Below are 26,610 nucleotides of genomic sequence, written 5' to 3' on the forward strand. Positions count from 1 at the left end.
CTCTGGTGTTACCGCGTTTCGTAGGCTGGCGGGATCGCCGAACCCCATGAAGACGCATCGAGGGAAAACAGTCTAGCCCGCGCGGACCGTCTCCAAAACGAGATCGGCGAGACGCGCGGCTGCGTCGGGAATTCCGGCGCTCTTGGCCTCTTGCGCCCGCCGCGTCAACCCCTGCGGGTCATCAAGGGCCGTCTTCAGGGCATCCGCCAGCCATTCCGGGGTGAATTGCGGCTGTGGCACCACCTGAGCGGCCCCCGTCGCCCGCAAATGTTCGGCATTCGCCGCCTGGTCCTGGTCGAGCGCGAAGGGAAACGGCACCAGGATGCTGGGCCGGCCGATCACTGCCAATTCGGACACGGTGGAGGCGCCCGAACGGCCGATGATGATATGCGAGCGCGCCATGCGCTCGGGCAGATCCTTGAAAAACGGTGCCACTTCGGCAGCGAAGTGCAATTTGCCATAGGCGTCACGCACCCGCGCTTCGTCCTCGCCGCGCGCCTGCTGCGTGACGACGAGCCGCGCCCGCTGTTCGTCGGACAACAGAGCGATGGCCGCCGGCACCACGTCCGACATCACTCGCGCGCCCTGCGACCCGCCGGTGATCAGAAGACGCAAGGAACCGTCGGCGGCCGGAAAAGGAATCTGCGCCGCCGCGATCACCGCGGGACGCACCGGATTGCCCGTGTGCACGGTCTTGGCCAGCAACGCCGGCGCAACACCGCCCAGCGCCTGAAAGCCGGTGGCGATGCGCGTCACCCGCTTGGCCATGAAACGATTGGCCCGGCCCATCACCGCATTCTGCTCGTGCAGGATGGTGGGAACGCCGAGCATGCTGGCGGCGAGCACCGGCGGCACCGTGGGATAGCCGCCGAAACCAACGACGCACAGCGGCTTCGCCTTGCCGATCAACGAACGGGCTTCGAGCACACCGAGCCCCAGTTGCACCGCAGCCAAAGCCTTCGAGACAATGGAACCGCCGGTCGGCGTCGCCGCGCGCACGCCATGAATGGCGCGCGCCGGAAAATTCGCGCCAAACTTCAGCGCCCGCGTGTCAGTGACAAGCTCAACCGGATAGCCACGCGCTGCCAGTTCCGCACTCAGCGCCTCGGCCGGAAACAGATGGCCGCCGGTTCCCCCGGCGGCCACGAAAATCGCTCTGTCCGATGCCATCAGCTCAGACGCTCCGCAATTTCTGAGCGTGGCCGCCGCCGCGTCACCGCGATCAGGAAGCCCATGGTCAGTGCCAGCGACAACAAGGACGAACCGCCGTAGGAAATGAACGGCAAGGTCATGCCCTTCGGCGGGATGACATGCAGGTTCACCGCCATATTGATGATGGCTTGCAGGCCAAACAGCATGACGAGGCCGGCCGTGGCGAAGCGGCAAAAGCCGTCTTCGTTGCGCGAGGAGACGATGAGCCCGCGCAAGACGATGAAGGCGAACACCGACAAGAGGAAGATGCAGAAGATGATACCGAACTCTTCGCCGGTGACGGCGAAGATAAAGTCCGTATGCGAGTCCGGCAGAATGCGCTTCACCGTGCCCTCGCCCGGACCACGCCCGAACCAGCCACCATTGATGATGCTTTCCACTGCCGTATCGCTTTGGAAGGTCGCGCTCGGCCCACCGTTCGAAGCCGCCGGCGGCGGATCCAAGAACTTGTCGATACGCAGCCGCACGTGCGGCAAGGTTTTATAGGCGAAGAACACACCGCCAGCGCCAAGGCCGCCAATGCCAGCGACCCAGAACCAATGCAGCCCGGCCATGAAGAAGAGACCAGCCCACACCAGCGAGATCAGCATGGTCTGGCCAAAGTCGGGTTGCAGCATCAGCGGCACGATGGTCGCCGGCAGCAACAGCAGCGCCAGGAACGTACCTGGCATTTCCTTGCGTTGCGCCCCTTCGGCAAAAGCCCAGGCCGCCAGAATGACGAAGGCCGGCTTGACGAATTCCGACGGCTGAACACCGAAAATCCAGCGGCGCGCGCCTTTGATCTCGGCGCCGAACTGTAGCCCCGCGAAGATCAGCACCATGCCGAGGATAAAGACGACCAGAGCAGCGCGGCGCACCATGCGCGGTGACAGGAAGGAGGTCGCCACCATCAAAGCGATGGTCGGAACGAGATAGACCAGATGCCGGTTGACGAAATGGAAGGTCGACAACCCCAATCGTTCGGCGACGGCGGGCGAACCCGCCATGGTCAGCACGATCCCCGAGACCATCAAGATGGCGATGGCGGAAAGGATCCAACGATCGACGGTCCACCACCAATCCGAGACGAATGTGCGTTCGGCGCGTGAAGACATGGCGCTCACCTTACCTTCAGGGTCGCGAGGCCAATGAGGGCCAGCACGAAGGAAATGATCCAGAGACGGATGACGATCTGCGGTTCCTTCCAGCCCATCTTCTCGAGATGGTGATGGAAGGGCGCCATCAGGAAGATGCGCTTGCCGGTGGCTTTGAAATAACCGACCTGAATGATGACCGAGAGCGCTTCCATGACGAAGAGCCCCCCGACGACAACCAGAACGATCTCGTGTTTCACCGCCACGGCGATGGTGCCAAGCGTGCCGCCCAAGGCGAGCGAGCCGGTGTCGCCCATGAAGATGAGGGCTGGCGGCGCATTAAACCAGAGGAAGCCGATGCCCGCCCCGATCAAGGCACCGCACACCACCGCGAGTTCGCCCGTACCGGGCACAAAATTGATGCCGAGATAGGACGAGAAGATCGAATTACCCGCGAGATAAGCGATCATCGCGAAGGTGCCGGCGGTGATCATCACCGGCACGATCGCCAGGCCGTCGAGACCATCGGTGAGATTGACCGCATTACCGGCCGCGATGATGACGAACGCGCCGAAGGCCAGGAAGAACCAGCCGAAGTAGATCACCGCTTCATTGACGAAGGGCACGAACAGCCGCGCCGCCGGCACTTGCCCACGGAACGGCGCGCCGAACGCGTTGAAGAAATCGCCGATCGTATTCACCGGCGGCGTCACGCTGGCACACATCAGGAAATAGCAGGCGAGAATGCCGATGATGGCTTCGCCCGACAGGCGCATGCGGCCGGAAAAGCCTTTATGCGACTGCTTCGTCACCTTCAGATAGTCGTCGTAGAACCCGATGGCGCCGAAGCCGACGGTGACGAACAGGACGATCCAGACATAGACGCTCTTGGGGTTGGCCCAGAGCAGCGTCGAGACGATCATGCCCGACAGGATCATCAGGCCGCCCATGGTCGGCGTGCCTTTTTTGGTCAGCAGATGGCTTTCCGGCCCGTCTTCGCGGATCGGCTGGCCTTTGCCTTGCTTTGCCCGCAAGGCATCGATGATGCGAGGACCAAAGAGGAAGACGAAGAGTAAAGCCGTCGCCGTCGCGCCCGCCGTACGGAACGTGATGTAGCGGAACAGATTCAGCCCGGACAGATAGGGAGAGAGGTCCGTCAGGAATGTCAGCATGCGGCATCAACTCCCTGCGCCTTCGGCGCGTGGGCCTCCTTGAGTGCGGCCACGATCGGCGCCATGCGGCTGCCGTTCGAACCTTTGATCATCACGGCATCGCCGCCGCCGACGGCTTCGAGCACCGCGTCGGTCAGACCGGCCGAGGTCGGCGACCAACGCGAACGCAGACGCTCGGGCAGCGCATCGAACAGATGTTTCATCATCGGACCGGAGGCGAAGACGAGATCGATATTGGCCGCCTCGATGTCGGCGGCGAGATCGCGATGCAGGTCGGCCGCCTGCGCGCCCAATTCCAGCATATCTCCCAAAACCGCGACGCGCCGGCCATCCATCGCAACGGGCGTCTGGCCGAGCAGCGCCAGTGCCGCGCGCATCGACGTCGGATTGGCATTGTAGCTTTCGTCGATCAGCATGACGTCGCCGCGCGGCGTCTTCAGCGACACGGTCTGTCCACGCCCGGTCGGCGCCGAGAAACTGGCCATGGCTGCCGCCGCGTCATCAAGATCAAGGCTGAAGGCCTGGCTGGTCAGCAGCACGGCCAAGGAATTCATCGCCAGATGCGTACCCGGGGCGCCGACGAAATAAGTGATGTCGCGGCCGAGAATGCGCGCTTGCACCCGCGATCCATCGCCGTCACGCTCGCTGGAAATCAAGCGCGCATCGGCTTCCGCGTGCAGACCGAAACTCCAGACATTGCCGGTGGTCGCCGCTTGCGCCCGCGCATTGAGCAGATCGAACTGAGCGACATCGCGATGGATGATCGCCACACCGTTGTCTTCCAAACCGCTGAAGATTTCAGCCTTCGCTTCGGCGATCGCATCGACAGAAGCGAAATATTCCAAATGCACGGGCGCCACCGTGGTGACGATGGCCACATGCGGACGCACCATGTCGACCAGCGGCGTGATCTCGCCCGCATGGTTCATACCGATCTCGAACACGCCGAACTGTGCTTCGCGCGGCATGCGCGCCAAAGTCAGCGGCACGCCCCAATGGTTGTTATAGGACGCGGCCGAGGCATGCGTCTCGCCGAAGCGCGACAGCACCACACGCAGCGCTTCCTTGGTGCTGGTCTTGCCGACCGAGCCGGTGACGGCAACGACGCCGGCGGGACTGCGCTCGCGCGCGGCGCGGCCGAGCCGTTCCATCGCCGGCAGCACGTCATTGACCACATAGAACGATCCAAGGCCTCTGAGATCGTTGGCATGCGCTTCATCGATCACCGATGCGGCCGCGCCTTTGTTAAAGGCCGTCTCGACATAATCATGCCCATCGCTGTTCTCGCCCTTGATGGCGAAGAACAGATCGCCCGGCTGCAGAGTGCGCGTGTCGATCGATATGCCGGTGACGCCAGCGGGAATGGTGCCCGACATGCGCGCTTCCAGCGGCACGAACAGGCCGAGGCCGGACCAGAGTTCAGGCGTGTCCATCAAGCGGCCTCCGCCAGGGCGCGACGCGCCTCTTCATGATCGGAGAACGGCAACACCGTGCCGCCAACGATCTGACCTGTCTCATGTCCTTTGCCAGCAATGACCAGAACATCACCTTCCTTCAACATCGCAACCGCCTGGGCGATCGCCTGAGCGCGATCACCGATTTCAAGGGCGCCAGGCGCGGCGGCAAGAATCTCCGCCCGGATGGTCGCCGGATTTTCTGAGCGTGGGTTGTCGTCCGTGACGATGGCCACATCGGCATATTTCACCGCGATGGCCCCCATGATCGGACGCTTACCCTTATCGCGGTCACCACCGCAACCGAAGACGACGATCAAACGGCTTTTCGCCAACGGCCGCAGCGCCTCCAGCACTTTCTCCAGCGCATCGGGTTTATGGGCATAATCGACGAAAATCGGCGCTCCATGGCGCTGGCCGACCCGTTCCAAGCGCCCCGGCGCACCTTCAAGGCTCGCCAAAGCCGCAAAAACCTCATCGGACTTGCCGCCCGTGGCCAGACAAATCGCCGCGGCCACCAGCGCGTTCGAGGCCATGAAATCACCGGCCAAAGGCAACGCGATATCGAAACGGTGACCACCATGGCTGACGACCAGACGTGTCGAAAGCGCCTGCGCTTCGATGGTTTCGATGTGAATAAATTCTCCCTGGCGCCCGACGGTGCAGACACGCAGACCAGCCTCCGCACAGGCGGCGGCAACGCGCGGCCCATATTCGCCATCGACGTCGACGATCGCCGGCTGCCCAGCCTTGAGCAGCGTGTCGAAGAGGCGCAGCTTGGCCTTCAGATAGCTTTCCATGTCGGGGTGATAATCGAGATGATCCCGCGACAGATTGGTGAAAGCGCCGGCCGCCAGACGCACACCATCGAGACGCTTCTGCTCGAGGCCATGCGACGAGGCTTCCATGGCGAGATGGCTGATGCCATCACCAGCCAGGCGATCGAGCACGTCGTGCAGCGTGATCGGATCGGGCGTCGTCAAGGAACCATAGGCAACGCCTTGTGCCGTTACCACGCCAGTGGTGCCGAGCGCCGCCGAAGGGAAACCGAGTTTCTGCCAGATCTGGCGCACGAAGGAAGCCGTCGAGGTCTTGCCGCTGGTGCCGGTGATCGCCGCGATGACGTCAGGCTGGCGCGCATGAAAACGGGCGGCCGCTTGCGCCAAGGCCGCGCGCACATCCGCGACCTTAATATAGGTGGCACCGGCGACCGGCGTTTCCGGCAGCCGTTCCGACACGATCGCCACAGCGCCATTGCTCTGCGCTTGAGCGGCAAAGCTCAGCCCGTCAGCCTTGGCACCCGGCACGGCGAAGAACACAAAACCCGGACGCACCGCCCGGCTATCGGCGGTCAATCCTGCAACGTCGAGCACCGCGACGCCTTCAGGCATCGCGGCGGACGGCAGAATGTCACGCAGTTTGCTCACCGCCACGCGCTCCCGCTCGAAGGCAGCCCCACGCCGAGGCGTGCGACCGTTGGGAAAACCTGCGTCATCGTCGGCGATGCAACGCGCGGCGGCAGACCCAGCATCGGCGTCACCCGTTCGATGATCCGCCCTGTCGTCGCGCCGGCATTGTAAGCAGCGGTGCGCGCACCGCCCGTCTCAGGCACGCCTTGCGGCTCGTCATAGACGGTCAGGAACAGATATTTCGGCTTGTCGGCCGGCGCGACGGCCGTGAATGTGGTGAACACGCGATCGTTGGCATAGCGGCCGTTGACCACCTTATTCGCCGTACCGGTCTTACCGCCGGGGAAATAGCCTTGCACGTTGATCGTCTTGGCTGATCCCACTTCCGCATTGAGGCGCATCAGATAACGCATGCTCTCCGATGTGTCGGGGCGGATGACTTGCGGCGCGGTGGCACGCGCCTCCTGCTCCGTGCGCATCAGAAACGTCGGCTTGATCAACTGGCCACCATTGACCAAGGCGGACACCGCCATCATCGCCTGCAACGGCGCCACCGCCAGACCGTGACCGAAGGCGATGGTCATCGTGTTCAGATCGCCCCAGTTGCGTGGCACGATCGGCTCGGCGCTTTCCGGCAGTTCGGTGCGCATGCGATCGAGCTGGCCGATCTTGCGCAGGAACGCCTTGTGCCCTTCTACACCGATCATCAGGGCCATGCGGGCAGTGCCGACGTTAGATGAATAGGTGAAGACTTCCGACACGGACAACACCCGGTTCTGGGCGTGGAAGTCGTTGATGGCGAAGCGACCATAGCGCAGAGCGCCGCGTGCATCGATCTTCGAATTGACCGTGACCTTGCGCGCATCGATCGCCATCGCCATGGTCAGCGCCTTGAAGGTCGAGCCCATTTCGAACACGCCGACCGTCATGCGGTTGATGCGGTTCGGCTCCAGCGCATCGACCGGGTTGTTCGGATCGTAGTCGGGCAATGAGGCAATCGCGATGACTTCGCCCGTGTTCACATCCATGATCGCGGCGGCGGCGGCCTTGGCCTTGAATTTCTCCAGGCCTTTGACGAGTTCGTCACGCACCGCATAGGTCGCCTTGATGTCGAGCGACAGTTTGATCGGCTTCAAGTCGGTAGAGCGTGCCGTGAAACCCGCAAGCGCCAGATCGTTGAGGCCCGTGCCATCGATATATTTCTCGACGCCGGCGATGCCGATATTGTCGGTGTTGGTGAAACCAAGCACATGCGCCGCGACCGGACCGTTCGGATAGACGCGCTTGTGCTCCGGCAGGAAGCCGACGCCGGGCAGGCCAAGGCGGAAGACTTCTTCGCGCTCCTTCGGCGTGATGCCGCGTTTCACCCAGATGAAGCCCTTGCGCGAACCCAGCCGCTCGCGCAATTCGCGCGCATTCACGTCGGGCAGAACGGCGGTGAGCAATTCCACCGCTTCATCCTTGTCGATGATGCGGCGCGGCTCGGCGAAAACGGAATCGATCTTGATGTCGGTCGCCAGAATGTCGCCGTTGCGATCGACGATATCGGGGCGGGCGCGCGAACTGGCCTCGGTGGCCGCGCGCTTCAAGCCGTTCTGTTCCGGCTTCATGCCCAGCCAGACCAGTTTGGCACCAAGAAACACGAACACCGCGCCAAACGCCAAGGTGATCAGCCGGACGCGCGAACCGCTCTTGCCGATGCGCGTACCCAGCACGCCACGCAGAAATGGCATCAGCCAAGCGCCGATCGAACGGCGGCGCGCCGGGGGAGCAACGTCCTGCATGCTGTCCTCAGGAAACGAATGCGGATGGGACATGATCAGCGCGCCTCCGCGTTCTGTTTCGGTGTGGCGCCACGGATCGATCCGGTGATGTCGCGCGGCAATGGCGTGGCTTCGCCCAGGCCCAGCAGGTCAAGCTTCTGGCCGATGCTATCGACCTTGGGCGCTCGCTCCGGCAGGTCCTGCGGCTGGATGATCTGATCAATGGTGAGCTGTTTCAGGTCGAGATGTTTGTCCGCCAGGGCCTGGATGCGGCCGGGGCGGATAAGATGAGCGAATTCCGCCCGCATCATGGCGATCTGATCGCGCTCCTGCTGGTTGGCGTTCTTCATCTTCAAAATCTGTTCGGCGAAAAGGATGGTCTCGTATTTGATCGAATAGGCGTAGATCGCCGAGCCGATCAGCGCCAAGATTGCGACCACGTTGAGAGTACGGAACATTTTCACCCTCTCTTGGGTTCGCGCACGGGCAGAGCCGCGAGGCGAAAAACATCATCGGAGACCGGCCGGGACGATGCCGTGTTACGCACGGCCCAGCGCAACTTGGCCGAGCGCGCCCTGGGATTGCCGGCCATTTCCGTTTCGGACGGGCCGATCGGCTGTCCGGACGGCAGATCAAAGGTCGCTGGCGGCGGCACGGGCTCGCCAGGCAGCAGCCGCGAACGCGCCTGCCCGCGGCCTGAACGCTCGGCCAGAAACTGTTTGACGATGCGGTCTTCGAGCGAATGAAAGCTCACGACCACGAGCCGCCCGCCCGGCCGCAACAGCGCCTCAGCCGCGCCCAGCGCGCGCACCAATTCGCCAAGCTCGTCGTTGACGGCAATGCGCAATGCTTGAAACGTGCGGGTCGCCGGATGGATCTGCGTCGGTTTCGCCGGTGCGGCCTTCTGCACGAGATCGGCCAAGGCTCGCGTCGTCGTGATCGGCGCCTGCGTCCGCGCCGCGACGATGGCGCGTGCGATGCGCCGCGACTGCCGCTCCTCGCCATAATAATAGAGGATGTCAGCCAGCTCTTCGGCGCTCGCCATGTTGACGATGTCGGCGGCGCTGCGTCCCGCTTGCGCCATGCGCATATCGAGCGGCCCGTCGTGGCGGAAGGAAAAGCCGCGCGCGCCGTCGTCGATCTGCATCGACGACACGCCGATGTCGAGCACGATGCCGTCGAAAGCCCGAAGCCCCAGCCGTGCGGCGACCGCATCCATCTGCGAAAACTCAGCCTGTTCCAGCATCAGCCGGCCGCCCATGGCGGCGACCAGAGCTTGACCGTCGCGGATGGCATTGGGATCGCGATCGAGCGCGAGCAGCCGCGTGCCGGCGACCGACAGGATAGAGCGGCTATAGCCGCCCGCCCCGAACGTGCCGTCGAGATAGAGCTGATCGGAAACCGGCGCGAGGGTTTGAAGAACCGCCTCGAGGAGCACAGGAATATGTCGGGTCAGTCCGCCATCGGGAACCGAAGATTCGTTCCCGCGACCCGATGTCATTCCCGCACTCCCCGAGGCTGCGGTGGAACCGTCCCCGCGTGACTGGCGCCGATCTGCTTTCGAAGGTCGCGTACCCGGTTTCTGGCCTCGTCCAGATACGCTTCGAAACGCTTCGGCTCCCAGATCTGAAACTTGTATCCCTGCCCGACGAAGGTCGCTTCGGCTTCGATGCCCAACCAGACCTTCGACGCTTCCGAAAGGATGATCCGGCCCTCCGGATCGACTTTCAGAATCTCGCTCGTTCCCAACAGGGCCGTCGAATAGACGTCGTGATCGTCCGTATAGGTCGCGAAGCGCCCCAGAACCCCGTCGATCTCCCGCATCAGAGCGTGGCCGCCGCAATCCAGCGCCTGCGCATCCAACGCGCGATGCACGTAGAGCCCCTCGAATCCATCCTTCGCCAGCACCGTTCGAAACGAAGCTGGGATGGAAATCCGACCCTTGCTGTCGAGCCGGTTGGTGAAATTCGAGACGAACCGATCCAACGCATTCACCCGGCGACGCAGACGCAAAACCGCGCGACGCAATGGTGCCGGCCTCGGAAAACAACGCCGACTGCGCAGGCAGCCCCGTCGCTCCGTTACGCCAAATCACTGAAACGCGCGGTATGATTTGGGATAGCATGGGAAAATATGGGCGTCAACGAGCAAGGGATTGAGCAGGTGAATCGAAATGGGACGTTCCCATTTCACCCTGCATTAGCTCTCGTTGACGTTAATGAATGGTTGAGAGATCGCGTTCACATTCCAATCAACTTAAGCGGATCAGTCGCTTCCTGGGATTTCCACCTATCGACACCACATCGGGCAGCCCTTAGTGGTAGCCGCTTCGCTCGCTCGCCGCATGGGAACCGGTTCGCCTTCAGCATGAACGACGTTGCAGCCACGGCCATTCGGGCCGCACCGCGAACAAAGTCGACGCGCGCGCCCAACGAGATCGATTTCTGGCGCGGCTTCGCGCTCGTCTCGATCTTCATGAATCACATCCCTGGGCTCTGGTACGAGCAGTTTACCCACAAGAATTTCGGCTACACCGATTCCGCCGAGCTTTTCGTGCTCCTCGCCGGCTGGTCGCTGCGCATTCTCGTCGACAATCAGCCCCTGGGGATTTCGCCGATGCGCCTCACCATGCGCCTCGGCGGCCGCGCGCTGACGCTTTATTTCGCGCAGTTGGGCATTTCCGCCATCGCCATCGCGATGATCGCCGCGACCGCTCTGTTGCTCGACAATGCCCTTATTTTACAATGGAATAACGCGGCAGCTGTGTTCGAAGCACCAGGGCCGGCGCACATCGGCCTGGTCATCCTGTCCCATCAGCTCGGCTATTTCGACATTCTGCCTCTTTATGTGGTGCTGATGGCGCTTGGCCCCATCATCGCGCTGATTCATCGCTTCCTGCCGTCCGCGCTGCTGCCACTCTCCCTGCTCATCTGGGCCGTGACTTTGGCCACCGGCATCAACATTCCGACCTATCCGGTCGAAGGCCGCTGGTATTTCAATCCACTCGCCTGGCAGTTGATTTTCGTCACCGGTTTCGTCCTGGGCGGGCGCGGTCCGATCAAATCGGCCATCGAGGATTGGAAGGCCCCCATCCGGGTGATCGGCGGCGCCATCGTCCTGGTCGGCTATATCGGCACCGTCCGCCACTGGTACCCTGAACCCCTCGAAGTCCCTGAGCCCTTTCTGTTTTTCGTCGCGGACAAGACCTTCCTGACGCCGCTGCGCTACATCCATGCGCTCGGTCTCGTGGCTTTCGTCGGCGGCAGTTTCTGGCTCATCCTTAAATATGCCCAACCGCTGGCCCGCTTTTTCTCCATGTTGGGTCGCAATTCCCTCAACGTTTTTTGCGTAGGCTCCCTCTTGAGCCTCGGCGGTCAGATTGTCAGATTCGCCGTTGCCCACAGTTTGTTAGTCGATACAATTGTGGTAATCGTCGGAATTAGCGCCATGAGCGCGACGGCCTGGGTGTCCGAATGGCGCACGCGTCTAAAGGATTGAAAGCGGGTATGTTTCTCGCCGCTGTTCTCTTCGTGGGAACGGCGCAGGCGCAGTCGACCCCTGTGGACAACAGCCAAGCTCCTGCCGCGACATCCTCCGCCACGAACGATCCTGCCGCAGCGATCGACGCCGCCGTCCCGACACCGGCCCCACCGGACCCCAACAATGCCGTCGTGCAATATGCGCTGAGTTCGCAATGTTCGGTGCCGAGTAAGGAAATCGCCTCGCCCGCGCCCCTGTCGGCCATGGTGTCGAAGCTCGAAGCCGGCAAAGGGTTGCGCATCCTGGCCATCGGCTCGTCCTCCACCTGGGGCATCGGCGCTTCGACGCGCCAGAAGAATTATCCCTCGCAGCTCGAGACCATGCTCGAAAAGTCGATGCGCGGCGTCGACATCGAGGTCGTCAATCGCGGCGTCTCCGGCGAGACCAGCGAAACCACCGCCGATCGCCTGAAAACCGAGGCTGTCCTGATCAAGCCCGACGTCGTGTTGTGGCAGCTGGGCACCAATGACGCCATTCAGCACGTGCCTGTCGACACGTTCGAACTGAACGTGCGCAAGACCATCAAAGCACTGCGGCGCAAAGGGATCGACGTGGTCCTGGTCGGCCTGCAATATACGCCGAACTACTCGCGCGACACCCATTACTTCGCTATTCGCGATGCCCTCAACCGCATCGCCGCCGATCTCAACGTGCTCTACGTCAAGCGCTATTCGGCGATGGAATTCATCGCCCGCACCAAGGCCAATATGAAGATGCTGGCCGACGATGGCTTTCATCTCAACGATATGGGCTATCAGTGCATGGCCGAGCACATCGCCAATGCGGTGACGGCCAATCTCTTCGTGCGCCGCCGCAAGCCGGCGTCCTGAAGCAAATCGCCTGTGCTGAGGCCGTTCCGGCGGCCCACTGAGCCCCCTCCCCTATTCACGCAGCGACTGTGACGGCCCGCAATGGCCGCCCATTGAAACGCCTCACGTTTTAATGGGGCAATTGCCCACAATTTGGCGCTTTGCTGCATTGGAGTGGGATATATCCTTGCGTCTCGCCCTGGTATAGTATAAAGATATCTTTATGTCTTTCTGCGAAACCTAACGATGCCAACCGATATCGCACCCCTGTCTCAGATTCTCGGCGCCCTGGAAGCGGCGGGCGAGCCGACGCGGCTGCGATTGCTCGCCCTTTTGGCGGAAGCGGAAATCACCGTCTCGGAACTGGTCGCTATTCTCGGCCAGTCGCAGCCACGCATTTCCCGCCATCTGAAGCTGCTGGCGGAAGCCGGTCTTATCGACCGCCACCGCGAGGGCGCCTGGGCCTTTTTCCATCTCGCCCAGTCCGGCGCCGTCGCGGCGCTCGCCCGCGACATCCTGCGCCGTATCGATCCCTCCGATCCGCAATTCGTTTCCGATCGCGCCCGCCTCGCCGAAGCGCGCCGCACCCGCGCCGAACAGGCCGCCCGCTATTTTGCCGAACAGGCCGACAACTGGAACCGCATCCGCTCGCTGCACGTGCCCGAAGAGCAGCTCGAAGCGGCGATCCGCGACATCGTCGGCAAACAGGAGATCCGCTCGGTTCTCGATCTCGGCACCGGCACCGGCCGCATGCTCGAACTGCTGGCGCCGCGCGCCGAACGCGCCGTTGGCGTCGATCTCTCCACCGCCATGCTCGCCGTCGCCCGCGCCGGCATCGACAAGGCGGGCCTGCGCAACGTGCAATTGCGCCAGGGCGACATCTACGCCCTGCCCGTCGAGCGCGACAGCTACGATCTCGTGCTCGTCCATCTCGTTTTGCATTATCTCGACGATCCGCTGCGCGCGCTGCGCGAAGCGGCGCGCACCATGCGCCCCGGCGGCCGTCTGATCGTCGTCGACTTCGCGCCGCACTCGCTGGAATTCCTGCGCACCGATCATGCGCATCGCCGTCTCGGCTTCTCGCGCGAGGAGATCGAACAGATGATGCGCGACGTCGGCCTCGAAAACGTCAGCTACCGCAGCCTGACGCCACGCACGCGCGATCCCGAAAAACTGACCGTGTCGCTGTGGGTCGCGCGCGACCCACGCATCATTTCCGATCTCGTTCCAGCAACCGTGAGTATTGCCTGATGAGCCTCGACGTTGTTCGCCCCAGCCGCCAGAGCAATCGGCCGCTTCGCGTCTCGTTCGAATTCTTCCCGCCGAAGACGGCGGAGATGGAAACCTCGCTCTGGCACGCGATCGAACGGCTGGCGCCCATCGGCCCAAGCTTCGTCTCTGTCACCTATGGCGCGGGCGGCTCGACGCGCGAGCGCACCCACTCGACCGTTTCGCGCATTATCCGCGAGACCAACCTGAAACCCGCCGCGCACCTCACCTGCGTCGCCGCGACCAAGGATGAAGTGGACGACGTGGTGCGCGCCTATTGGGATGTCGGCGTGCGCCATGTGGTGGCGCTGCGCGGCGACCCCGTCGGCGGCATTGGCACGACTTACGCTGCCCATCCCGGCGGCTATGAAAATTCCACCGCCCTCGTCGCCGGCCTCAAGCGCCTCGGCGATTTCGAGATCAGCGTCTCCGCCTATCCGGAGAAGCATCCCGAAAGCGCCACCCTCGATGACGACATCGATGTGTTGAAGGCGAAGATCGACGCCGGCGCGACCCGCGCCATCACCCAATTCTTCTTCGAGAACGATCACTATCTGCGTTATGTCGATCGCGTGCGCGCCGCCGGCATTCACATTCCGATCGTGCCGGGCATCGTGCCGGTGGAGAATTTCCGCCAGACCGCCTCTTTCGCCAAGCGCGCCGGCGCCTATGTGCCGCAATGGCTTGCCGATCGTTTCGATGGCCTCGATGACGATGCGACGACGCGCCGTCTCGTCGCCGCCGCCGTTGCCGCCGAACAGGTCTTCGACCTGCTTGATCGCGGCGTCCAGGATTTCCATTTCTACACGATGAACAAATCCGAACTGGTGTTCGCGATCTGCCATCTGCTCGGCCTCAAGCCGCAGCCGGCCCGCGAGGCCGCCTGATGAGTGCCGCCTCGCAACGTCAGCGCAACGGTGCGGAAATCCGCGCCGCCATCCGCAAGACCGCCAGCGAGCGCGTGCTGGTGCTCGACGGCGCCATGGGCACGATGATCCAGGATTTGAAGCTCGATGACGCAGGCTTTCGCGGCACGCGCTTCCTCGATCATCCGCGCGACATCAAGGGCAACAACGACATTCTCATCCTGTCGCAGCCGGATGCGATCTATAACATTCACCTGCAATATTTTCTCGCCGGCGCCGACATCTGCGAGACCAACACCTTTTCCTCGACCAGCATCGCCCAGGCCGACTATGGCTGCGAAGCCTATGTCCACGAGCTGAATTATGAGGGCGCGCGCCTCGCCCGCGCTGCCGCCATCAAGGCCGAGGAAACCGACGGCGTGCGCCGCTACGTCGCTGGCGCGCTGGGGCCGACCAACCGCACCGCCTCCATCTCACCCGATGTCAGCGATCCGGGCTTCCGCGCCGTCACCTTCGACGAATTGCGTGCCGCCTATGCCGAAGCGACTGTCGGCCTCATCGAAGGCGGCAGCGATCTCCTGCTGATCGAAACGATTTTCGATACGTTGAATGCCAAGGCCGCCTGGGCCGGCATCTGCGATGCCTTCGAAAAGACCGGCCTCGAATTGCCGGTGATGATCTCGGGCACGATCACCGATCTCTCCGGCCGCACTCTGTCGGGCCAGACGCCGGAAGCCTTCTGGAACTCCCTGTCCCACATCAAGCCCGTCGCCGTGGGACTTAATTGCGCTCTCGGCGCCAAGGAAATGCGCGCCCATATCGTCGAACTGTCGCGCATCGCCGACACGCTCGTCTGCGCTTATCCCAATGCGGGCCTGCCGAACGAATTCGGCCTCTACGACGAGAGCCCCGAATATATGTCGGAGCTGCTGGGCGAATTCGCCGATGCCGGCATCGTCAACATCGTCGGCGGCTGCTGCGGCACGACACCGGCCCATATCACCGCCTTCCGCGATCGCGTCAAAGGCGTCAAGCCGCGCAATATCCCGAAGATCACGCAGCGCCTGCGACTCTCGGGCCTCGAACCCTTCACGCTGACGAGCGATATCCGCTTCGTAAACGTCGGCGAACGCACCAATGTCACCGGTTCCGCCCGTTTCCGCAAACTGATCAAGAACGGCGAATATCCGGCCGCGCTTGATGTCGCGCGAGATCAGGTCGCCAACGGCGCGCAGATCATCGACGTCAACATGGACGAAGGCCTGCTCGATTCGAAGCAGGCGATGATCACCTTCCTCAATCTCATCGCCTCCGAGCCCGACATCGCCCGCGTGCCGATCATGGTCGACTCGTCGAAGTTCGACGTGATCGAAGCCGGCCTGAAATGCATTCAGGGCAAGGCGGTGGTCAATTCCATCTCGCTCAAGGAAGGCGAGGAGAAGTTTCTGGCCGAAGCCCGCAAGGTGCTGCTCTACGGCGCGGCGGTCGTCGTCATGGCCTTCGACGAACAGGGCCAGGCCGACAGCTATGAGCGCAAGGTGCAGATCTGCACCCGCGCCTACGAGATTTTGACCCAGCAGGTCGGTTTTCCGCCGCAGGACATCATCTTCGATCCCAACATCTTCGCCGTCGCCACCGGCATCGAAGAACATAATTCCTACGGTGTCGCCTTCATCGAAGCGACGCGCGAAATCCGCCGCAGCCTGCCCCATGCCCATATTTCCGGCGGCGTCTCCAATCTGTCCTTCTCCTTCCGTGGCAACGACCACGTGCGCGAAGCGATGCATTCGGTTTTCCTGTTTCATGCCATCAGCGCCGGCATGGACATGGGCATCGTCAATGCCGGCCAGCTCCAGGTCTATGAGAAGATCGATCCGGAGCTGCGCGAGGCCTGCGAGGACGTGGTGCTCAATCGCCGCGAGGATGCCGCCGATCGCCTGCTCGCGGTGGCCGAGAAATTCCGCGGCGCCGGCGCCGAGGTCAAAGGCAAGGATCTCGAATGGCGCGAACTCCCCGTCGAGAAGCGCCTCGAACATGCTCTCGTCAACGGCATCACCGATTTCATCGAGGCCGACACGGAAGAGGCGCGCCTCGCCGCCACGCGCCCGCTCGATGTGATCGAGGGGCCGCTGATGGCCGGCATGAACGTGGTCGGCGATCTCTTCGGCTCGGGAAAAATGTTCCTGCCGCAGGTGGTGAAATCCGCCCGCGTGATGAAACAGGCCGTCGCTTTCCTGATGCCGCATATGGAGGCCGAGCGCCTCGCCAATGGCGGCACGGGTGGGCGCACCGCCGCCGGCAAAGTGCTGATGGCGACCGTCAAGGGCGACGTGCATGACATCGGCAAGAACATCGTCGGCGTCGTGCTCCAGTGCAACAATTACGATGTCATCGATCTCGGCGTCATGGTGCCGGCCAAGAAGATTCTCGACACCGCGCGCGCGGAGAATGTCGACATCATCGGCCTGTCTGGCCTGATCACCCCGTCGCTCGACGAAATGTGTTTCGTCGGTGGCGAGATGGAGCGCGAAGGCTTCGACATCCCGCTGCTGATCGGCGGCGCGACGACCAGCCGCGTCCACACCGCCGTGAAAATTCACCCCAACTACCAGCGCGGCCAGGCGATCTATGTCACCGACGCCAGCCGCGCCGTTGGCGTCGTCTCCTCGCTGCTGTCGCCGACGGCCCGCGACGGCTATATCGAAGGCATCCGGACGGAATATCGCAAGGTGGCGGATGCCCATGCGCGCGCCGAAGCCGACAAGCAGCGCATGCCGCTGGAGCGCGCCCGCGCCAACGCGATGAAAATCGATTGGAGCAATTACACGCCGCCGAAGCCGACCTTCTTCGGCACGCGCATCATCTCCAATTACAGCGTCGCCGAGCTGGTCGATTACATCGACTGGACGCCCTTCTTCCAGACCTGGGAGATGAAAGGCCGATTCCCGGCGCTGCTCGATGATTCAGAGCAGGGAGCAGCCGCCCGTCAGCTCTATGACGATGCCCGCGCCATGCTCGAACGCGTCGTCGAGGAGCGCTGGTTCAATCCGAAAGCGGTTGTCGGCTTCTGGCCAGCCAATGCTGTCGGTGACGACATCGAACTCTATAATGGTGAATCGCGCAGCGAGACAATCGCCACGCTGCACACCTTGCGCCAGCAACTGCTGCGTCGCGACGGGCGACCCAATCTCGCCATGTCCGACTTCGTCGCGCCGCGCGCCACGGGCCTCGCCGATTATGTCGGCGGCTTCGTCGTCACCGCCGGCGCCGAAGAAGAACGCATCGCCGAACGGTTCGCGCGCGCCAACAACGACTATGCCTCGATCATGGTCAAAGCCCTGGCCGATCGTATTGCCGAGGCTTTCGCCGAGCGCATGCATGAGCGCGTGCGGCGCGAGTTCTGGGGCTATGCCGCCAACGAAACACTCACCAACGAACAGCGCATCAACGAGGATTACCAGGGCATCCGCCCGGCGCCGGGCTATCCGATGCAGCCCGACCACACCGAGAAGCGCACATTGTTCGATCTGCTGGGCGCCGAGCGCCGCGTCGGCGTCAAGCTGACCGAGAGTTTCGCCATGTGGCCGGGCTCGTCGGTCTCAGGCCTTTATCTCTCCCACCCCGACTCCCATTACTTCGGCGTCGCCAAGGTGGAATATGATCAGGTCTGCGATTATGCGCTGCGCAAGGGCATGGAAATCGCGGAAGTCGAGCGCTGGCTGTCGCCGATCCTCAATTACGATCCGGCAAGCAACGCGCGCGCCGCGGCTGAATAGCCGCGGCATTCACCAGTTGAGCTGGCGACCGGCGTAATTGCTGAAACTGCCGCTATGAGCCAGATCGAGCTGCTCGATCTGCTGCAACAGTCCGCGCGCGCTTTCTTCGACCGACAAGGTCGCGCCTGGCCCGCCCATGGCGGTGCGCACCCAGCCCGGCGAATAGATGCCGACGGCCACGCCCTTGGGCCGCAATGCGCTCGCCAGGCCATGGAACAGGCGGTTCACGGCGGTCTTCGACGTGCAATAGGCCATTTTCGAGGTTTCCTCGTAGCCGAAACTGCCCATGCCGCTGGAGATGACGATGACCTTGCCCTTCGCCGCTTCCAGGTTGGGCAGGAAGGCCTTCGTCACCCGCAGGGGTGCGACGGTGTTGACAGCCAGCACCTTCGTCAGCACGTCGAAATTCATATCCAGCGGCGATTGCGGATCGTCGCCCATGATGCCCGCATTGTTGATGAGCACGTGGATCGGCTTGGTACCGATATGCGTCTTGGCCGTGCCGATCGAATTGGCCTCGCTCACATCCATCGGCACGACTTCGACATCGCAATCGTCCCGGGCTTCGAGCGCCTTCAATTCCTTCGCCCGTCCAGGACCACGGCACGCCGCCAACACGTGATGCCCGGCAGCAGCCGCCTGTCGGACAAGTTCAAGGCCAATGCCGCGATTGGCCCCTGTGATCAAAAAGGTCGCCATGTCGCTCCCTCCTAAACGATCGCAGGCGCATCGAGCGCCGCGATCAGATTGCGCAATGTAAGAATGGTCGAACTGTCGGCCACGCCATCGACGCGGGCCGGCCGGAAGTGGCGCTGGAATGCCGCGACGACATTCTCGGTCGCCTCGTCGAATTCCGGTTCGATGCTGATGCCATAGCCATACATGGCGAGCATGGCGCGCAGCGCTTCGATCGGCTGGCCACTGTCGCCTCGCGCGAAGAAACGGCCGCCGCTGATCGCTTCCGGCTTCACCCAATGGCCGACGCCCTGCCGGTGTAATTCATCCCAGGGAAAGCGCTCGCCCGGATCGATCTTGCGTCCCGGCGCGATATCGGAATGGGCGAGAACCCGTTGCGGCACGATACGATGGCGTGCCGATATATCCCGGCAGAGTGCGATAACCGCTTCGATCTGCTTGTCGGCGAACGGCGGCAGACCGCCATCATGTCCTGGATTGGCGATCTCGATGCCGATCGAAAAGGAATTGATGTCGGTTTCGCCCGCCCAGGACGAACGCCCCGCATGCCAGGCGCGCCGCGCTTCGCGCACCAGCTGCACGATGCGCCCATCTTCATGAACGAGATAATGGCTTGAGACCTGCGAGACCGGATCGATCAGCCAGCGCAGCGCTTCGCCGCCAGGATCGGCGCGCCACGAGGCTTCCGCGTCGCCTGTGCGCAAGCCGGTGTAATGCAGGATGATGGCATCGGGGCCATCGCATCCACGCCGTTCGCCATGGTTCGGCGAAGGGTGCAGGTCGCAGACTAAAAAGCTATCGGGCGTGAAATCATCCATGCCCGATAGCTAAGCTGAATGGCGCGATTTGAACAGTCCGCCTTAACGGACGCAGACACGGCGGCCGTAATAGTCATACCCCCAGCGACGGCAACCATATCCATAGCGCGGCGCCGTATTGGCTCCGATGACAGCACCACCCGCCGCGCCAATGGCCGCGCCCGCGAGCGTGCCGCCCGCCGAACCGCCGGACACCGCCGCGCCGACAAGCGCGCCGCCCGCACCACCGATCACGGCGCCACCCGCGGCCCGTTCACCCGGAGTGTTACAGGCAGCCAGCGAGAGCACCGCGGCAAGCGCAGCACCTGCCAGGGCAAACTTCTTCATATGAGCCTCCTTCATCTGAGCGAACGGACGGGCCCTTGGACAATCCAACGAGCAAAGTCCGAACTGTTTCATGCGGCTATATGGAAATGCATGGGCCGCCGGCTTGGTTCCAGCCACGCGCTCCCTCCAGGTCCCCTCAACGCAAGGACATGGATGAAACATGTCAACTAACGGGCCCAAGCCAATCAAATCTGCTTCTTTCCCGCGCCTTCAGCAAGCAAATCCACGATGATCCGATGCTGTGCTGCAACAACCGGAATTCGGCCGTATTGATGATCGACCTTGCGACTGCAGCATGAACGGCGTCGCGCGAAACTCTGCCTCCGCGATGCTACGCAGTCCCAAAGGGCACAGTCGCAGCTTTGACACTGCCATTGTCATCCTGGGCCTGGTGCCTTAGGAGTTGCCCCGCCAGTCGGCCGGACGGCCGCTGCTCACGCAGAGGAAAGTCCGGGCTCCACGGAGAAACGGCGCCGGATAACGTCCGGCGGGGGTGACCCCAGGGATAGCGCCACAGAGATCGAACCGCCTGATGGAGGCAACTCCGGACGGTAAGGGTGAAAAGGTGCGGTAAGAGCGCACCGCGCGTCCGGCAACGGACGCGGCATGGCAAGCCCCGCCGGGAGCAAAACCGAATAGGGGCGACGAGGACCTTCGGGTCCGGATCCTCTCCGGATCGTCGCCCGGGTTGGTTGCTTGAGGCGGCTGGTAACAGCCGTCCCAGAGGAATGGCCGTCACGTCGCAGCCTTGCGCTGCGGCCCTACAGAACCCGGCTTACAGGCCGACTGGCACTATTGTTCACTATTGGACTTATCTGCCCGAACGTGCAAAGGCTTCCCTGCGGCCGGGCAAACGGCCGCAGGGGAAACGTCAAAGGCGAACGGCCGACAATGGTTTGGGGACACCGCAACACTGCCGCTTCGAGCAGGCCGATGGCCTGGCTTGCCGGCTTTGCGCTCGTCTTCCTCGCACTGCTCAGTCTGCAATTCGATCGCACGTGGCAAGCGCCATCGCAAATCGCCTCCGTCATCGAAAGCACGGGCCTCGATCCTCTCGACGGTGGTGACGACGAAACGTCGGCCTTTGACAGCGACGACACGTTGCTTGCCGCCGCTCCCCTGCCGACACCCATCCTGCATGGTGTCGCGCTCGCCTTCCTGTCGCTCGATGCGCAAAGCATCATCCCGGCATCGTTGCTTGGCCTCAGCGCGCGCGGACCTCCGGCGCGGAACTGATCACGCCCGTTTCTCACGCGACCGTCTATCCAAGCGCGTGACACGACCCGCGTGACACGGTGCGCCCACGCCGGCCCGCCGTAGCCTTTTCAAACATTCGCATGTCCCGTCGCGCCCAACGTCGCGCTTCGGCGACATCGTTCACAAGCGACTTTGCTTTTTCAGGATTTGACCATGGAAACCGACCTGCTCTCGACTGTCGGATCGGCCTTTCTCTCGATGATGGAATTACACCGCCTGATTTATCTCTTCGGCGGCGTGGTGATGGGCCTGGCGCTCGGCATCCTGCCCGGGATTGGCGGCGTGGCCGGCACAGCCCTGCTGCTGCCCTTTACCTATAATCTCGATCCCACCACTGCCATGGCTCTGCTTCTGGGGCTGGGCGCGACGACCACCACCGCCGACCCGATATCGGCCATCGTGCTCGGCGCGCCAGGCCATGCCGCATCCGCCGCCACCGCCATCGACGGCTATCCGATGACGAAGCGCGGCGAAGGCGGACGGGCCCTTGGCGCCGCTTACATGTCGGCGCTGATGGGCGGCATTTTCGGCGCCATTTTGATGGGCGTCACCTTGCCGATCATTCGCCCGGCCATTCTCTTCATCGGTTCGCCGGAACTGCTCGGCCTTGCCGTCTTCGGCATTTCCATGGTCGCCGTTCTCTCCGGCAACACACCGCTGCGCGGTCTCACCATGGCCTGTTTCGGCATGATGATCGCCATGATCGGCTCCGATCCGCAGACCGGCACGCTGCGCTGGACGATGGACAGCCTGTATCTATGGGAAGGCCTGCCGCTGGTGCCCGTCACTCTTGGCGTCTTCGCGCTGCCGGAACTGTGCGATCTCGCCGTGGCGCGCACCGCCGTGGTGAAGTCGGAGCAGATGATGGACACCAGCGCCGGGCTGTGGGCCGGTTGCAAGGACTGCTTTCGCCATTGGTTCCTGGTGCTGCGTTGCGCCTGGATTGGCTCCGTCATCGGCGCCATCCCCGGCATCAGCGCCTCGGTCATCGACTGGATCTCCTATGGTCATGCGATCCGCACCGAAAAAGGCGCGCAGCAGACCTTCGGCAGCGGCGACGTGCGCGGCGTGATCGCGGCGGAAAGCGCCACCAACTCCCGCGAAGGCGGCGCGCTGGTGCCCACCGTGGTCTTTGGCGTGCCCGGCTCCGCCGGCATGGCGATCCTGCTCGGCGCCTTCCTGATGCACGGCCTGGTGCCGGGTCCGGAAATGCTGACCAAGAACCTCGGCCTCACCTATTCCATGGTGTGGAGCATCGCCATCGCCAACATTCTCGGTTCCGGCCTCTGCTTCCTGTTCTCGGGCCAGTTCGCGAAAATGGCGACGCTGCGCTACACGCTGATCCTTCCGGTGGTGTTATGCTTCGTCTATATCGGCGCCTTCGAAGGCCACCGGAGCTGGGGCGATCTGATTTCGCTGCTGTGCTTTGGCGTCATGGCCTGGGGTGCCAAGCACTTCAAATGGCCGCGCCCGCCGCTGGTGCTCGGCTTCATCCTGGGCAGCATTCTCGAACGTTACATGTTCATCTCGATCCAACGCTACGGCACCAGCTGGATGCTGCGCCCGATCGTCATCATTCTCTTCCTGATGTCGGCGATCAGCATCCTACGACCGTTCCTGCAGGACGTGCGGCGTCACGGCGGGTTCCGCGGCATGATCGGAGAATTGTCTGCGCCACGGCTGCGCCCCTCGCATATCTTCCCGATCGGGCTCCTGTGCCTGTTCTCGGTGATGATGATCGAGGCGGTGCAGTGGAACTTCTCGGCTAAGATCATTCCGGTGATCGTCGGCACCGGCGCGATCCTGTTCTGCTCGCTGTCGCTGCTGAACGAGATCTTCAAACGTCCGGAGAAAGAAGCCGAACCGATCAAGCCGGGAGAAACCAGCGAAATCGCATCGGATCCCAACGCCAAGGTCCATATGGACATCGCGTCGAACATCACCCATCTGCCGCCGCGCACCATCGTTCTGCGGGGTGCCATCTTCTTCGGCTGGATGGTCGCCTTCCTGATTTCGATGGCCTTGATCGGGCTTATTCCAACGGTGCCGATCTTCATCGTCGCGTTCATGCGCGTCGAAGGACGCGAGCGCTGGACACTGACGCTGACCATGGCGCTCGTCATGATGCTGTTCGTCTATGGCCTGTTCGATCAGTTGCTGGCGATCCCGTGGCCGGGATCACTGCTGGGAGACACCTTCCCCTGGCTGCGTGACAACATACCGTCCATGTAGGCTTCGGATGACGTCGCGAGAATGAACTCACAAGACGGTCCGCCTGTGCAAGGCGGCTGGTGGCACATGCCACTGGCCGCCTTGGTCATTGCAGCCATCGTGCTCTGCCTCGACGGCGATCGCCTCGCGGCATTCGTGACGACGATCGCTAGCCTTTTGTTATGGGTCGTTGCCCTTCTGGAATGACCTCTTCCAATACGGGCGTGGCACTCCCTTTCACCGGCATCTCGCCTTTGAAAGCGAGATAGCCGCCATCCACCAGAAGATCAGTACCAGTGATGAACGAGGCTTCGTCGCTGGCGAGAAAAGCCGCTGCGAAGGCCACTTCATCGACGCGGCCCGTCCGGCCCAGAAGATGTGCCGGCCCGCGGATGCGCCTTGCATTCTCGCGCGAGCCATAGGCGCGACTGCTGCGATCGGTATCGATGGAACCGGGCGAAATCGTATTGGCGCGAATGTTGTCGGGCGCCAGTTCCACCGCGATACATTTGGTCAATTGAATCAAACCGGCCTTGGTCGTCGCGTAAGCGGAATGTCGCGCCACACCAATATGGCCAAGCTGCGAAGCGATGTTGACGATCGATCCGCCCCCCGCATTGCGCATGTAAGGTGCAGCATATTTCACCGTCAGAAAGGTGGCGGTGAGATTCACGGCCAAAGCTTCGGCCCAATCGCCGATCGCTAGCTCTTCGACAGTCTGCGTCGGCGTCACAGCCACGGCCATATTCGCCAAAGTTGTCAGTTTACCGAATAAATCCACCGCTTTGGCGCAGGCGCGTTCGCATGCTTCAGGACTGGCAACGTCAATGGCGATGGAACCTGCATTGCCGCCACCGGTGCGAATATCGTCGGCCACGGCTTCCGCCGATGCCAAACGCAGATCGGCAACAAGTACGCTGGCGCCTTCATAGGCAAAGCGACGTGCGATGGCACCGCCGATTTCGCCACCACCACCGACGACAAGCGCCACTCGTCCGTGCAATCGTTTGTCCCGATTCATCACTCGCTCCTATTTGCGCGAGGGCCGATTGTACAAACCGTCAAGGGACAGTATATCGCCAGTCATAGCTGTCGAGAAACAGCATCAAAATCATTTCTGGAGGAAACCTCGTATGGCACGATTCCCGCGCCTATCGTTCGTAACGGCACTTGCCGTCCTCAGTGCATGGCCAGCGGCCGCCCAGTCTCCCGAAGCCTTTTACAAGGGCCGGAAGATGGACATGATCATCGGCTATTCAAGCGGCGGCACCTACGATCTCTACGCGCGCCTGATGGCCCGGTTCCTGGCGAACTACATTCCCGGCAATCCGGTGATCGTGCCGCGCAACATGCCGGGCGGCGGCAGCCGGACAGCAACCGCTTGGGTCTATTCCGCCGCCCCCAAAGACGGCTCCGTGCTGGCGACAGCCGATCAATCGCTCGCCATCGCGCAAGCCCTGGGTGACCCGCAGATCCGCTTCGACGTGAACAAGCTGATCTATATCGGCAACCCAAGTCGCGAGAACAATACCACAGTCGCGTGGCACACGTCAGGGATTCGCACCATCGAAGATGCGATGAAACAGGAAGTCACGGTCGGCGCCACCGGCGGCTCGACATCGTCGCAATATCCCAAAGCGATGAATGCCATTCTCGGCACCAAGTTCAAAATCATCCTTGGCTATCCCGGCGGCAACGACATCAATATCGCGCTGGAGCGCGGCGAGGTCGCCGTGCGGGGATCCAACACCTGGCAGTCGTGGAAGTCGACGCGCGCCGATTGGCTGCGTGACAAGAAGATCAACATTCTCGTGCAGATCGGTCTCAACAAGGCCGAGGATCTTCCCGATGTACCGCTCTTGATGGACCTCGCCAAGAACGATCAGGACCGCGCCGTCCTCAAACTGCTCTCGTCGCCCACCGAAATCGGCCGGCCGATCTTCACCACGCCCGACACGCCGGCCGATCGCGTCAAGACTTTGCGCGACGCCTTCGACACCATGGTGGCCGATCCGAAATTCGTCGAAGAAGCCAAGCGCGAAAAATTCGAGATCGATCCGGTGAGCGGAGCGCAGATGCAGAAGATCGTCGCCGACATCGTCGCATCGCCGAAGGACATCACCCAGCGCCTCAACGAGATCATTGGCGAAGTCGAACAGAACACAAGTTCAAAATAAGTAGTCTAAGGGAACGAAACGACCATGACTGGCACACAATCGACATCGAATTCACTGGCGCGACTGCGTCGCGAAGTGGCGATCACCTCGCGCATTCTTGTGATGGAAGGCATGCTGGATTATTCCGGCCACGTCAGCGTCCGCATTCCGGGCCAAGATGCCTATTACATCCAACCCTCGACCGATCCGCGTTCGCACATCGATCCGGAACGGCTGATCATGGTCGATTTCGAAGGCAATATTCTCGGCGATCACGATCGCAAGCCGCCGGTGGAAATTCCGATCCATGGCGAAATCTACAAGGCACGGCCGGACGTGCAGTCCCTCGTTCACTGCCACATGGAACTCGCCATCATGTTCACCATGATGGAAGACGTGCAGCTCGTGCCTATGCGTTCGCGCGCCGCCCGCTGGGCAAGCGGCATCCCAACGAGCAATGATCCGACCCATATCAAGACCAAGAAACAGGGCAAGATTTTAGCCGACGATCTCGGCCCCCATCATGCGGCGCTGATGCGCGCCCATGGTCTCATCCTGGTGGCGGAATCGGTGCCGGCCCTTCTGGTCGATGCCGTCCATTTCGACGAAAACGCCCGCGCGCAGATGCAGGTGATGCAGGCTGGCCGGAAGATCAAGCCGCTCACGCCGGAAGAACTCGACCTCTTGGAAAAATCCGAGATGCGCGAATTCCACGTCGGCAAGCTCTGGAAATACTATCTGAACAAGGCCGAGAAAATCGGCATCATCCCGCCGGAATGGGCGGAAGAAACTGCCTGAAGCT

Annotated in this window: 22 protein-coding genes and 1 other RNA gene; 10 read left to right on the forward strand and 13 right to left on the reverse strand. The window is 62.4% G+C overall.

Translation table 11 applies throughout. The features are described 5' to 3' along the window. Nucleotides 1-72: 72 nt before the first annotated feature. From murG to OIM99_RS21475, 9 genes are read right to left on the reverse strand one after another with little or no spacing between them, the layout of a single operon-like run. The gene (murG, locus tag OIM99_RS21435) at nt 73-1,170 is read right to left on the reverse strand and encodes an undecaprenyldiphospho-muramoylpentapeptide beta-N-acetylglucosaminyltransferase (RefSeq protein ID WP_311852517.1); all 1,098 of its coding nucleotides are present in this window, start codon (nt 1,168-1,170) and stop codon (nt 73-75) included. Further along, nucleotides 1,170-2,306, reverse strand: coding sequence for a putative peptidoglycan glycosyltransferase FtsW (locus OIM99_RS21440; protein ID WP_311852518.1), 1,137 nt, complete (start codon nt 2,304-2,306; stop codon nt 1,170-1,172). The genes murG and OIM99_RS21440 overlap by 1 nt, the downstream gene beginning before the upstream one ends. Nucleotides 2,307-2,311: 5 nt before the next feature. Continuing rightward, nucleotides 2,312-3,457 carry a phospho-N-acetylmuramoyl-pentapeptide-transferase gene (mraY, locus tag OIM99_RS21445; protein WP_311852519.1) on the reverse strand — a complete coding sequence of 382 codons (1,146 nt, stop codon included), beginning with the start codon at nt 3,455-3,457 and terminating at the stop codon, nt 2,312-2,314. Beyond that, complete coding sequence (locus OIM99_RS21450; RefSeq protein ID WP_311852520.1) at nt 3,451-4,890, reverse strand: UDP-N-acetylmuramoylalanyl-D-glutamyl-2,6-diaminopimelate--D-alanyl-D-alanine ligase; 1,440 nt, start codon at nt 4,888-4,890, stop codon at nt 3,451-3,453. The genes mraY and OIM99_RS21450 overlap by 7 nt, the downstream gene beginning before the upstream one ends. After that, nucleotides 4,890-6,302, reverse strand: coding sequence for a UDP-N-acetylmuramoyl-L-alanyl-D-glutamate--2,6-diaminopimelate ligase (locus tag OIM99_RS21455; RefSeq protein ID WP_311853150.1), 1,413 nt, complete (start codon nt 6,300-6,302; stop codon nt 4,890-4,892). The genes OIM99_RS21450 and OIM99_RS21455 overlap by 1 nt, the downstream gene beginning before the upstream one ends. A gap of 32 nt (nt 6,303-6,334) precedes the next feature. Continuing rightward, nucleotides 6,335-8,104: a peptidoglycan D,D-transpeptidase FtsI family protein gene (locus OIM99_RS21460; protein ID WP_409371546.1), complete on the reverse strand. Its 1,770-nt coding sequence runs from the start codon at nt 8,102-8,104 to the stop codon at nt 6,335-6,337. A 35-nt stretch (nt 8,105-8,139) separates the two neighbouring features. Continuing rightward, on the reverse strand, nt 8,140-8,541 hold the full coding sequence (locus OIM99_RS21465) for a hypothetical protein (protein ID WP_311852521.1): 402 nt from the start codon (nt 8,539-8,541) through the stop codon (nt 8,140-8,142). 2 nt (nt 8,542-8,543) lie between these two features. Beyond that, nucleotides 8,544-9,584 carry a 16S rRNA (cytosine(1402)-N(4))-methyltransferase RsmH gene (gene rsmH, locus OIM99_RS21470; RefSeq protein ID WP_311852522.1) on the reverse strand — a complete coding sequence of 347 codons (1,041 nt, stop codon included), beginning with the start codon at nt 9,582-9,584 and terminating at the stop codon, nt 8,544-8,546. Then, the gene (locus OIM99_RS21475) at nt 9,581-10,069 is read right to left on the reverse strand and encodes a division/cell wall cluster transcriptional repressor MraZ (RefSeq protein WP_311852523.1); all 489 of its coding nucleotides are present in this window, start codon (nt 10,067-10,069) and stop codon (nt 9,581-9,583) included. The genes rsmH and OIM99_RS21475 overlap by 4 nt, the downstream gene beginning before the upstream one ends. A gap of 147 nt (nt 10,070-10,216) precedes the next feature. Here OIM99_RS21475 and OIM99_RS21480 point away from each other — a divergent pair, with 147 nt between their 5' ends. The 5 genes from OIM99_RS21480 to metH all read left to right on the forward strand — a co-directional run bounded on the left by OIM99_RS21480 (nt 10,217) and on the right by metH (nt 18,343). Beyond that, a complete protein-coding gene (locus OIM99_RS21480; RefSeq protein ID WP_311852524.1) occupies nt 10,217-11,581 on the forward strand; it encodes an OpgC domain-containing protein in 1,365 nt (454 codons plus the stop codon). A gap of 8 nt (nt 11,582-11,589) precedes the next feature. Next, nucleotides 11,590-12,453, forward strand: coding sequence for a GDSL-type esterase/lipase family protein (locus OIM99_RS21485; RefSeq protein ID WP_311852525.1), 864 nt, complete (start codon nt 11,590-11,592; stop codon nt 12,451-12,453). Nucleotides 12,454-12,678: 225 nt separating this feature from the next. Beyond that, entirely contained in the window at nt 12,679-13,683 is a 1,005-nt protein-coding gene (locus OIM99_RS21490) for a metalloregulator ArsR/SmtB family transcription factor (RefSeq protein WP_311852526.1), read from the forward strand. Next, on the forward strand, nt 13,683-14,588 hold the full coding sequence (gene metF / locus OIM99_RS21495) for a methylenetetrahydrofolate reductase [NAD(P)H] (protein ID WP_311852527.1): 906 nt from the start codon (nt 13,683-13,685) through the stop codon (nt 14,586-14,588). The genes OIM99_RS21490 and metF overlap by 1 nt, the downstream gene beginning before the upstream one ends. Continuing rightward, a complete protein-coding gene (gene metH, locus OIM99_RS21500) occupies nt 14,588-18,343 on the forward strand; it encodes a methionine synthase (protein ID WP_311852528.1) in 3,756 nt (1,251 codons plus the stop codon). Before metF ends, metH begins: the two co-directional genes overlap by 1 nt. Before the next feature lie 9 nt (nt 18,344-18,352). Here metH and OIM99_RS21505 read toward each other — a convergent pair whose 3' ends face one another. From OIM99_RS21505 to OIM99_RS21515, 3 genes are read right to left on the reverse strand one after another with little or no spacing between them, the layout of a single operon-like run. Beyond that, nucleotides 18,353-19,042 (reverse strand): SDR family oxidoreductase, encoded by a 690-nt coding sequence (locus OIM99_RS21505; protein WP_311852529.1) that lies wholly within the window; start codon nt 19,040-19,042, stop codon nt 18,353-18,355. 11 nt (nt 19,043-19,053) lie between these two features. Continuing rightward, nucleotides 19,054-19,857, reverse strand: a complete 804-nt coding sequence (locus tag OIM99_RS21510) for an N-acetylmuramoyl-L-alanine amidase (RefSeq protein WP_311852530.1) — start codon at nt 19,855-19,857, stop codon at nt 19,054-19,056. 42 nt (nt 19,858-19,899) lie between these two features. Continuing rightward, the gene (locus OIM99_RS21515) at nt 19,900-20,184 is read right to left on the reverse strand and encodes a hypothetical protein (protein WP_311852531.1); all 285 of its coding nucleotides are present in this window, start codon (nt 20,182-20,184) and stop codon (nt 19,900-19,902) included. A 411-nt stretch (nt 20,185-20,595) separates the two neighbouring features. Here OIM99_RS21515 and rnpB point away from each other — a divergent pair. From rnpB to OIM99_RS21530, 3 genes are all read left to right on the forward strand, one after another. Continuing rightward, nucleotides 20,596-20,978: RNase P RNA component class A (rnpB, locus tag OIM99_RS21520), an RNA gene on the forward strand. 139 nt (nt 20,979-21,117) lie between these two features. Continuing rightward, nucleotides 21,118-21,420: a hypothetical protein gene (locus OIM99_RS21525; protein WP_311852532.1), complete on the forward strand. Its 303-nt coding sequence runs from the start codon at nt 21,118-21,120 to the stop codon at nt 21,418-21,420. A 174-nt stretch (nt 21,421-21,594) separates the two neighbouring features. Continuing rightward, nucleotides 21,595-23,673: a tripartite tricarboxylate transporter permease gene (locus tag OIM99_RS21530; protein ID WP_311852533.1), complete on the forward strand. Its 2,079-nt coding sequence runs from the start codon at nt 21,595-21,597 to the stop codon at nt 23,671-23,673. Between the two features lie 148 nt (nt 23,674-23,821). Here the strand turns inward: OIM99_RS21530 and OIM99_RS21535 are convergent, their stop codons facing one another. Next, a complete protein-coding gene (locus OIM99_RS21535; RefSeq protein WP_311852534.1) occupies nt 23,822-24,673 on the reverse strand; it encodes an SDR family oxidoreductase in 852 nt (283 codons plus the stop codon). Between the two features lie 220 nt (nt 24,674-24,893). Between OIM99_RS21535 and OIM99_RS21540 the strand changes: the two genes are divergently transcribed. Together OIM99_RS21540 and OIM99_RS21545 are read left to right on the forward strand one after the other, a co-directional pair. Further along, nucleotides 24,894-25,829, forward strand: coding sequence for a tripartite tricarboxylate transporter substrate-binding protein (locus OIM99_RS21540; protein ID WP_311852535.1), 936 nt, complete (start codon nt 24,894-24,896; stop codon nt 25,827-25,829). Nucleotides 25,830-25,853: 24 nt separating this feature from the next. Next, nucleotides 25,854-26,606 (forward strand): class II aldolase/adducin family protein, encoded by a 753-nt coding sequence (locus tag OIM99_RS21545; RefSeq protein WP_311852536.1) that lies wholly within the window; start codon nt 25,854-25,856, stop codon nt 26,604-26,606. The last annotated feature ends 4 nt before the right edge of the window (nt 26,607-26,610 follow it).

This window comes from Methylocella sp. CPCC 101449 (assembly GCF_031921685.1).
GTDB lineage: Bacteria > Pseudomonadota > Alphaproteobacteria > Rhizobiales > Beijerinckiaceae > Terripilifer.

Excerpts from the sequence above, each read along its gene's own strand:
- OIM99_RS21540 (WP_311852535.1), top strand. The coding sequence starts at position 24,894 with ATGATCATCGGCTATTCAAGCGGCGGCACCTACGATCTCTACGCGCGC.
- OIM99_RS21465 (WP_311852521.1), bottom strand. The coding sequence starts at position 8,541 with ATGTTCCGTACTCTCAACGTGGTCGCAATCTTGGCGCTGATCGGCTCG.
- OIM99_RS21535 (WP_311852534.1), bottom strand. The coding sequence starts at position 24,673 with ATGAATCGGGACAAACGATTGCACGGACGAGTGGCGCTTGTCGTCGGT.
- OIM99_RS21460 (WP_409371546.1), bottom strand. The coding sequence starts at position 8,104 with ATGCAGGACGTTGCTCCCCCGGCGCGCCGCCGTTCGATCGGCGCTTGG.
- OIM99_RS21455 (WP_311853150.1), bottom strand. The coding sequence starts at position 6,302 with ATGCCTGAAGGCGTCGCGGTGCTCGACGTTGCAGGATTGACCGCCGAT.
- OIM99_RS21480 (WP_311852524.1), top strand. The coding sequence starts at position 10,217 with ATGGGCGTCAACGAGCAAGGGATTGAGCAGGTGAATCGAAATGGGACG.
- OIM99_RS21490 (WP_311852526.1), top strand. The coding sequence starts at position 12,679 with ATGCCAACCGATATCGCACCCCTGTCTCAGATTCTCGGCGCCCTGGAA.
- OIM99_RS21545 (WP_311852536.1), top strand. The coding sequence starts at position 25,854 with ATGACTGGCACACAATCGACATCGAATTCACTGGCGCGACTGCGTCGC.
- murG (WP_311852517.1), bottom strand. The coding sequence starts at position 1,170 with ATGGCATCGGACAGAGCGATTTTCGTGGCCGCCGGGGGAACCGGCGGC.
- metH (WP_311852528.1), top strand. The coding sequence starts at position 14,588 with ATGAGTGCCGCCTCGCAACGTCAGCGCAACGGTGCGGAAATCCGCGCC.
- OIM99_RS21525 (WP_311852532.1), top strand. The coding sequence starts at position 21,118 with ATGGCCTGGCTTGCCGGCTTTGCGCTCGTCTTCCTCGCACTGCTCAGT.
- OIM99_RS21440 (WP_311852518.1), bottom strand. The coding sequence starts at position 2,306 with ATGTCTTCACGCGCCGAACGCACATTCGTCTCGGATTGGTGGTGGACC.
- OIM99_RS21530 (WP_311852533.1), top strand. The coding sequence starts at position 21,595 with ATGGAAACCGACCTGCTCTCGACTGTCGGATCGGCCTTTCTCTCGATG.
- OIM99_RS21485 (WP_311852525.1), top strand. The coding sequence starts at position 11,590 with ATGTTTCTCGCCGCTGTTCTCTTCGTGGGAACGGCGCAGGCGCAGTCG.
- OIM99_RS21510 (WP_311852530.1), bottom strand. The coding sequence starts at position 19,857 with ATGGATGATTTCACGCCCGATAGCTTTTTAGTCTGCGACCTGCACCCT.
- mraY (WP_311852519.1), bottom strand. The coding sequence starts at position 3,457 with ATGCTGACATTCCTGACGGACCTCTCTCCCTATCTGTCCGGGCTGAAT.
- metF (WP_311852527.1), top strand. The coding sequence starts at position 13,683 with ATGAGCCTCGACGTTGTTCGCCCCAGCCGCCAGAGCAATCGGCCGCTT.
- rsmH (WP_311852522.1), bottom strand. The coding sequence starts at position 9,584 with ATGACATCGGGTCGCGGGAACGAATCTTCGGTTCCCGATGGCGGACTG.
- OIM99_RS21515 (WP_311852531.1), bottom strand. The coding sequence starts at position 20,184 with ATGAAGAAGTTTGCCCTGGCAGGTGCTGCGCTTGCCGCGGTGCTCTCG.
- OIM99_RS21450 (WP_311852520.1), bottom strand. The coding sequence starts at position 4,890 with ATGGACACGCCTGAACTCTGGTCCGGCCTCGGCCTGTTCGTGCCGCTG.
- OIM99_RS21505 (WP_311852529.1), bottom strand. The coding sequence starts at position 19,042 with ATGGCGACCTTTTTGATCACAGGGGCCAATCGCGGCATTGGCCTTGAA.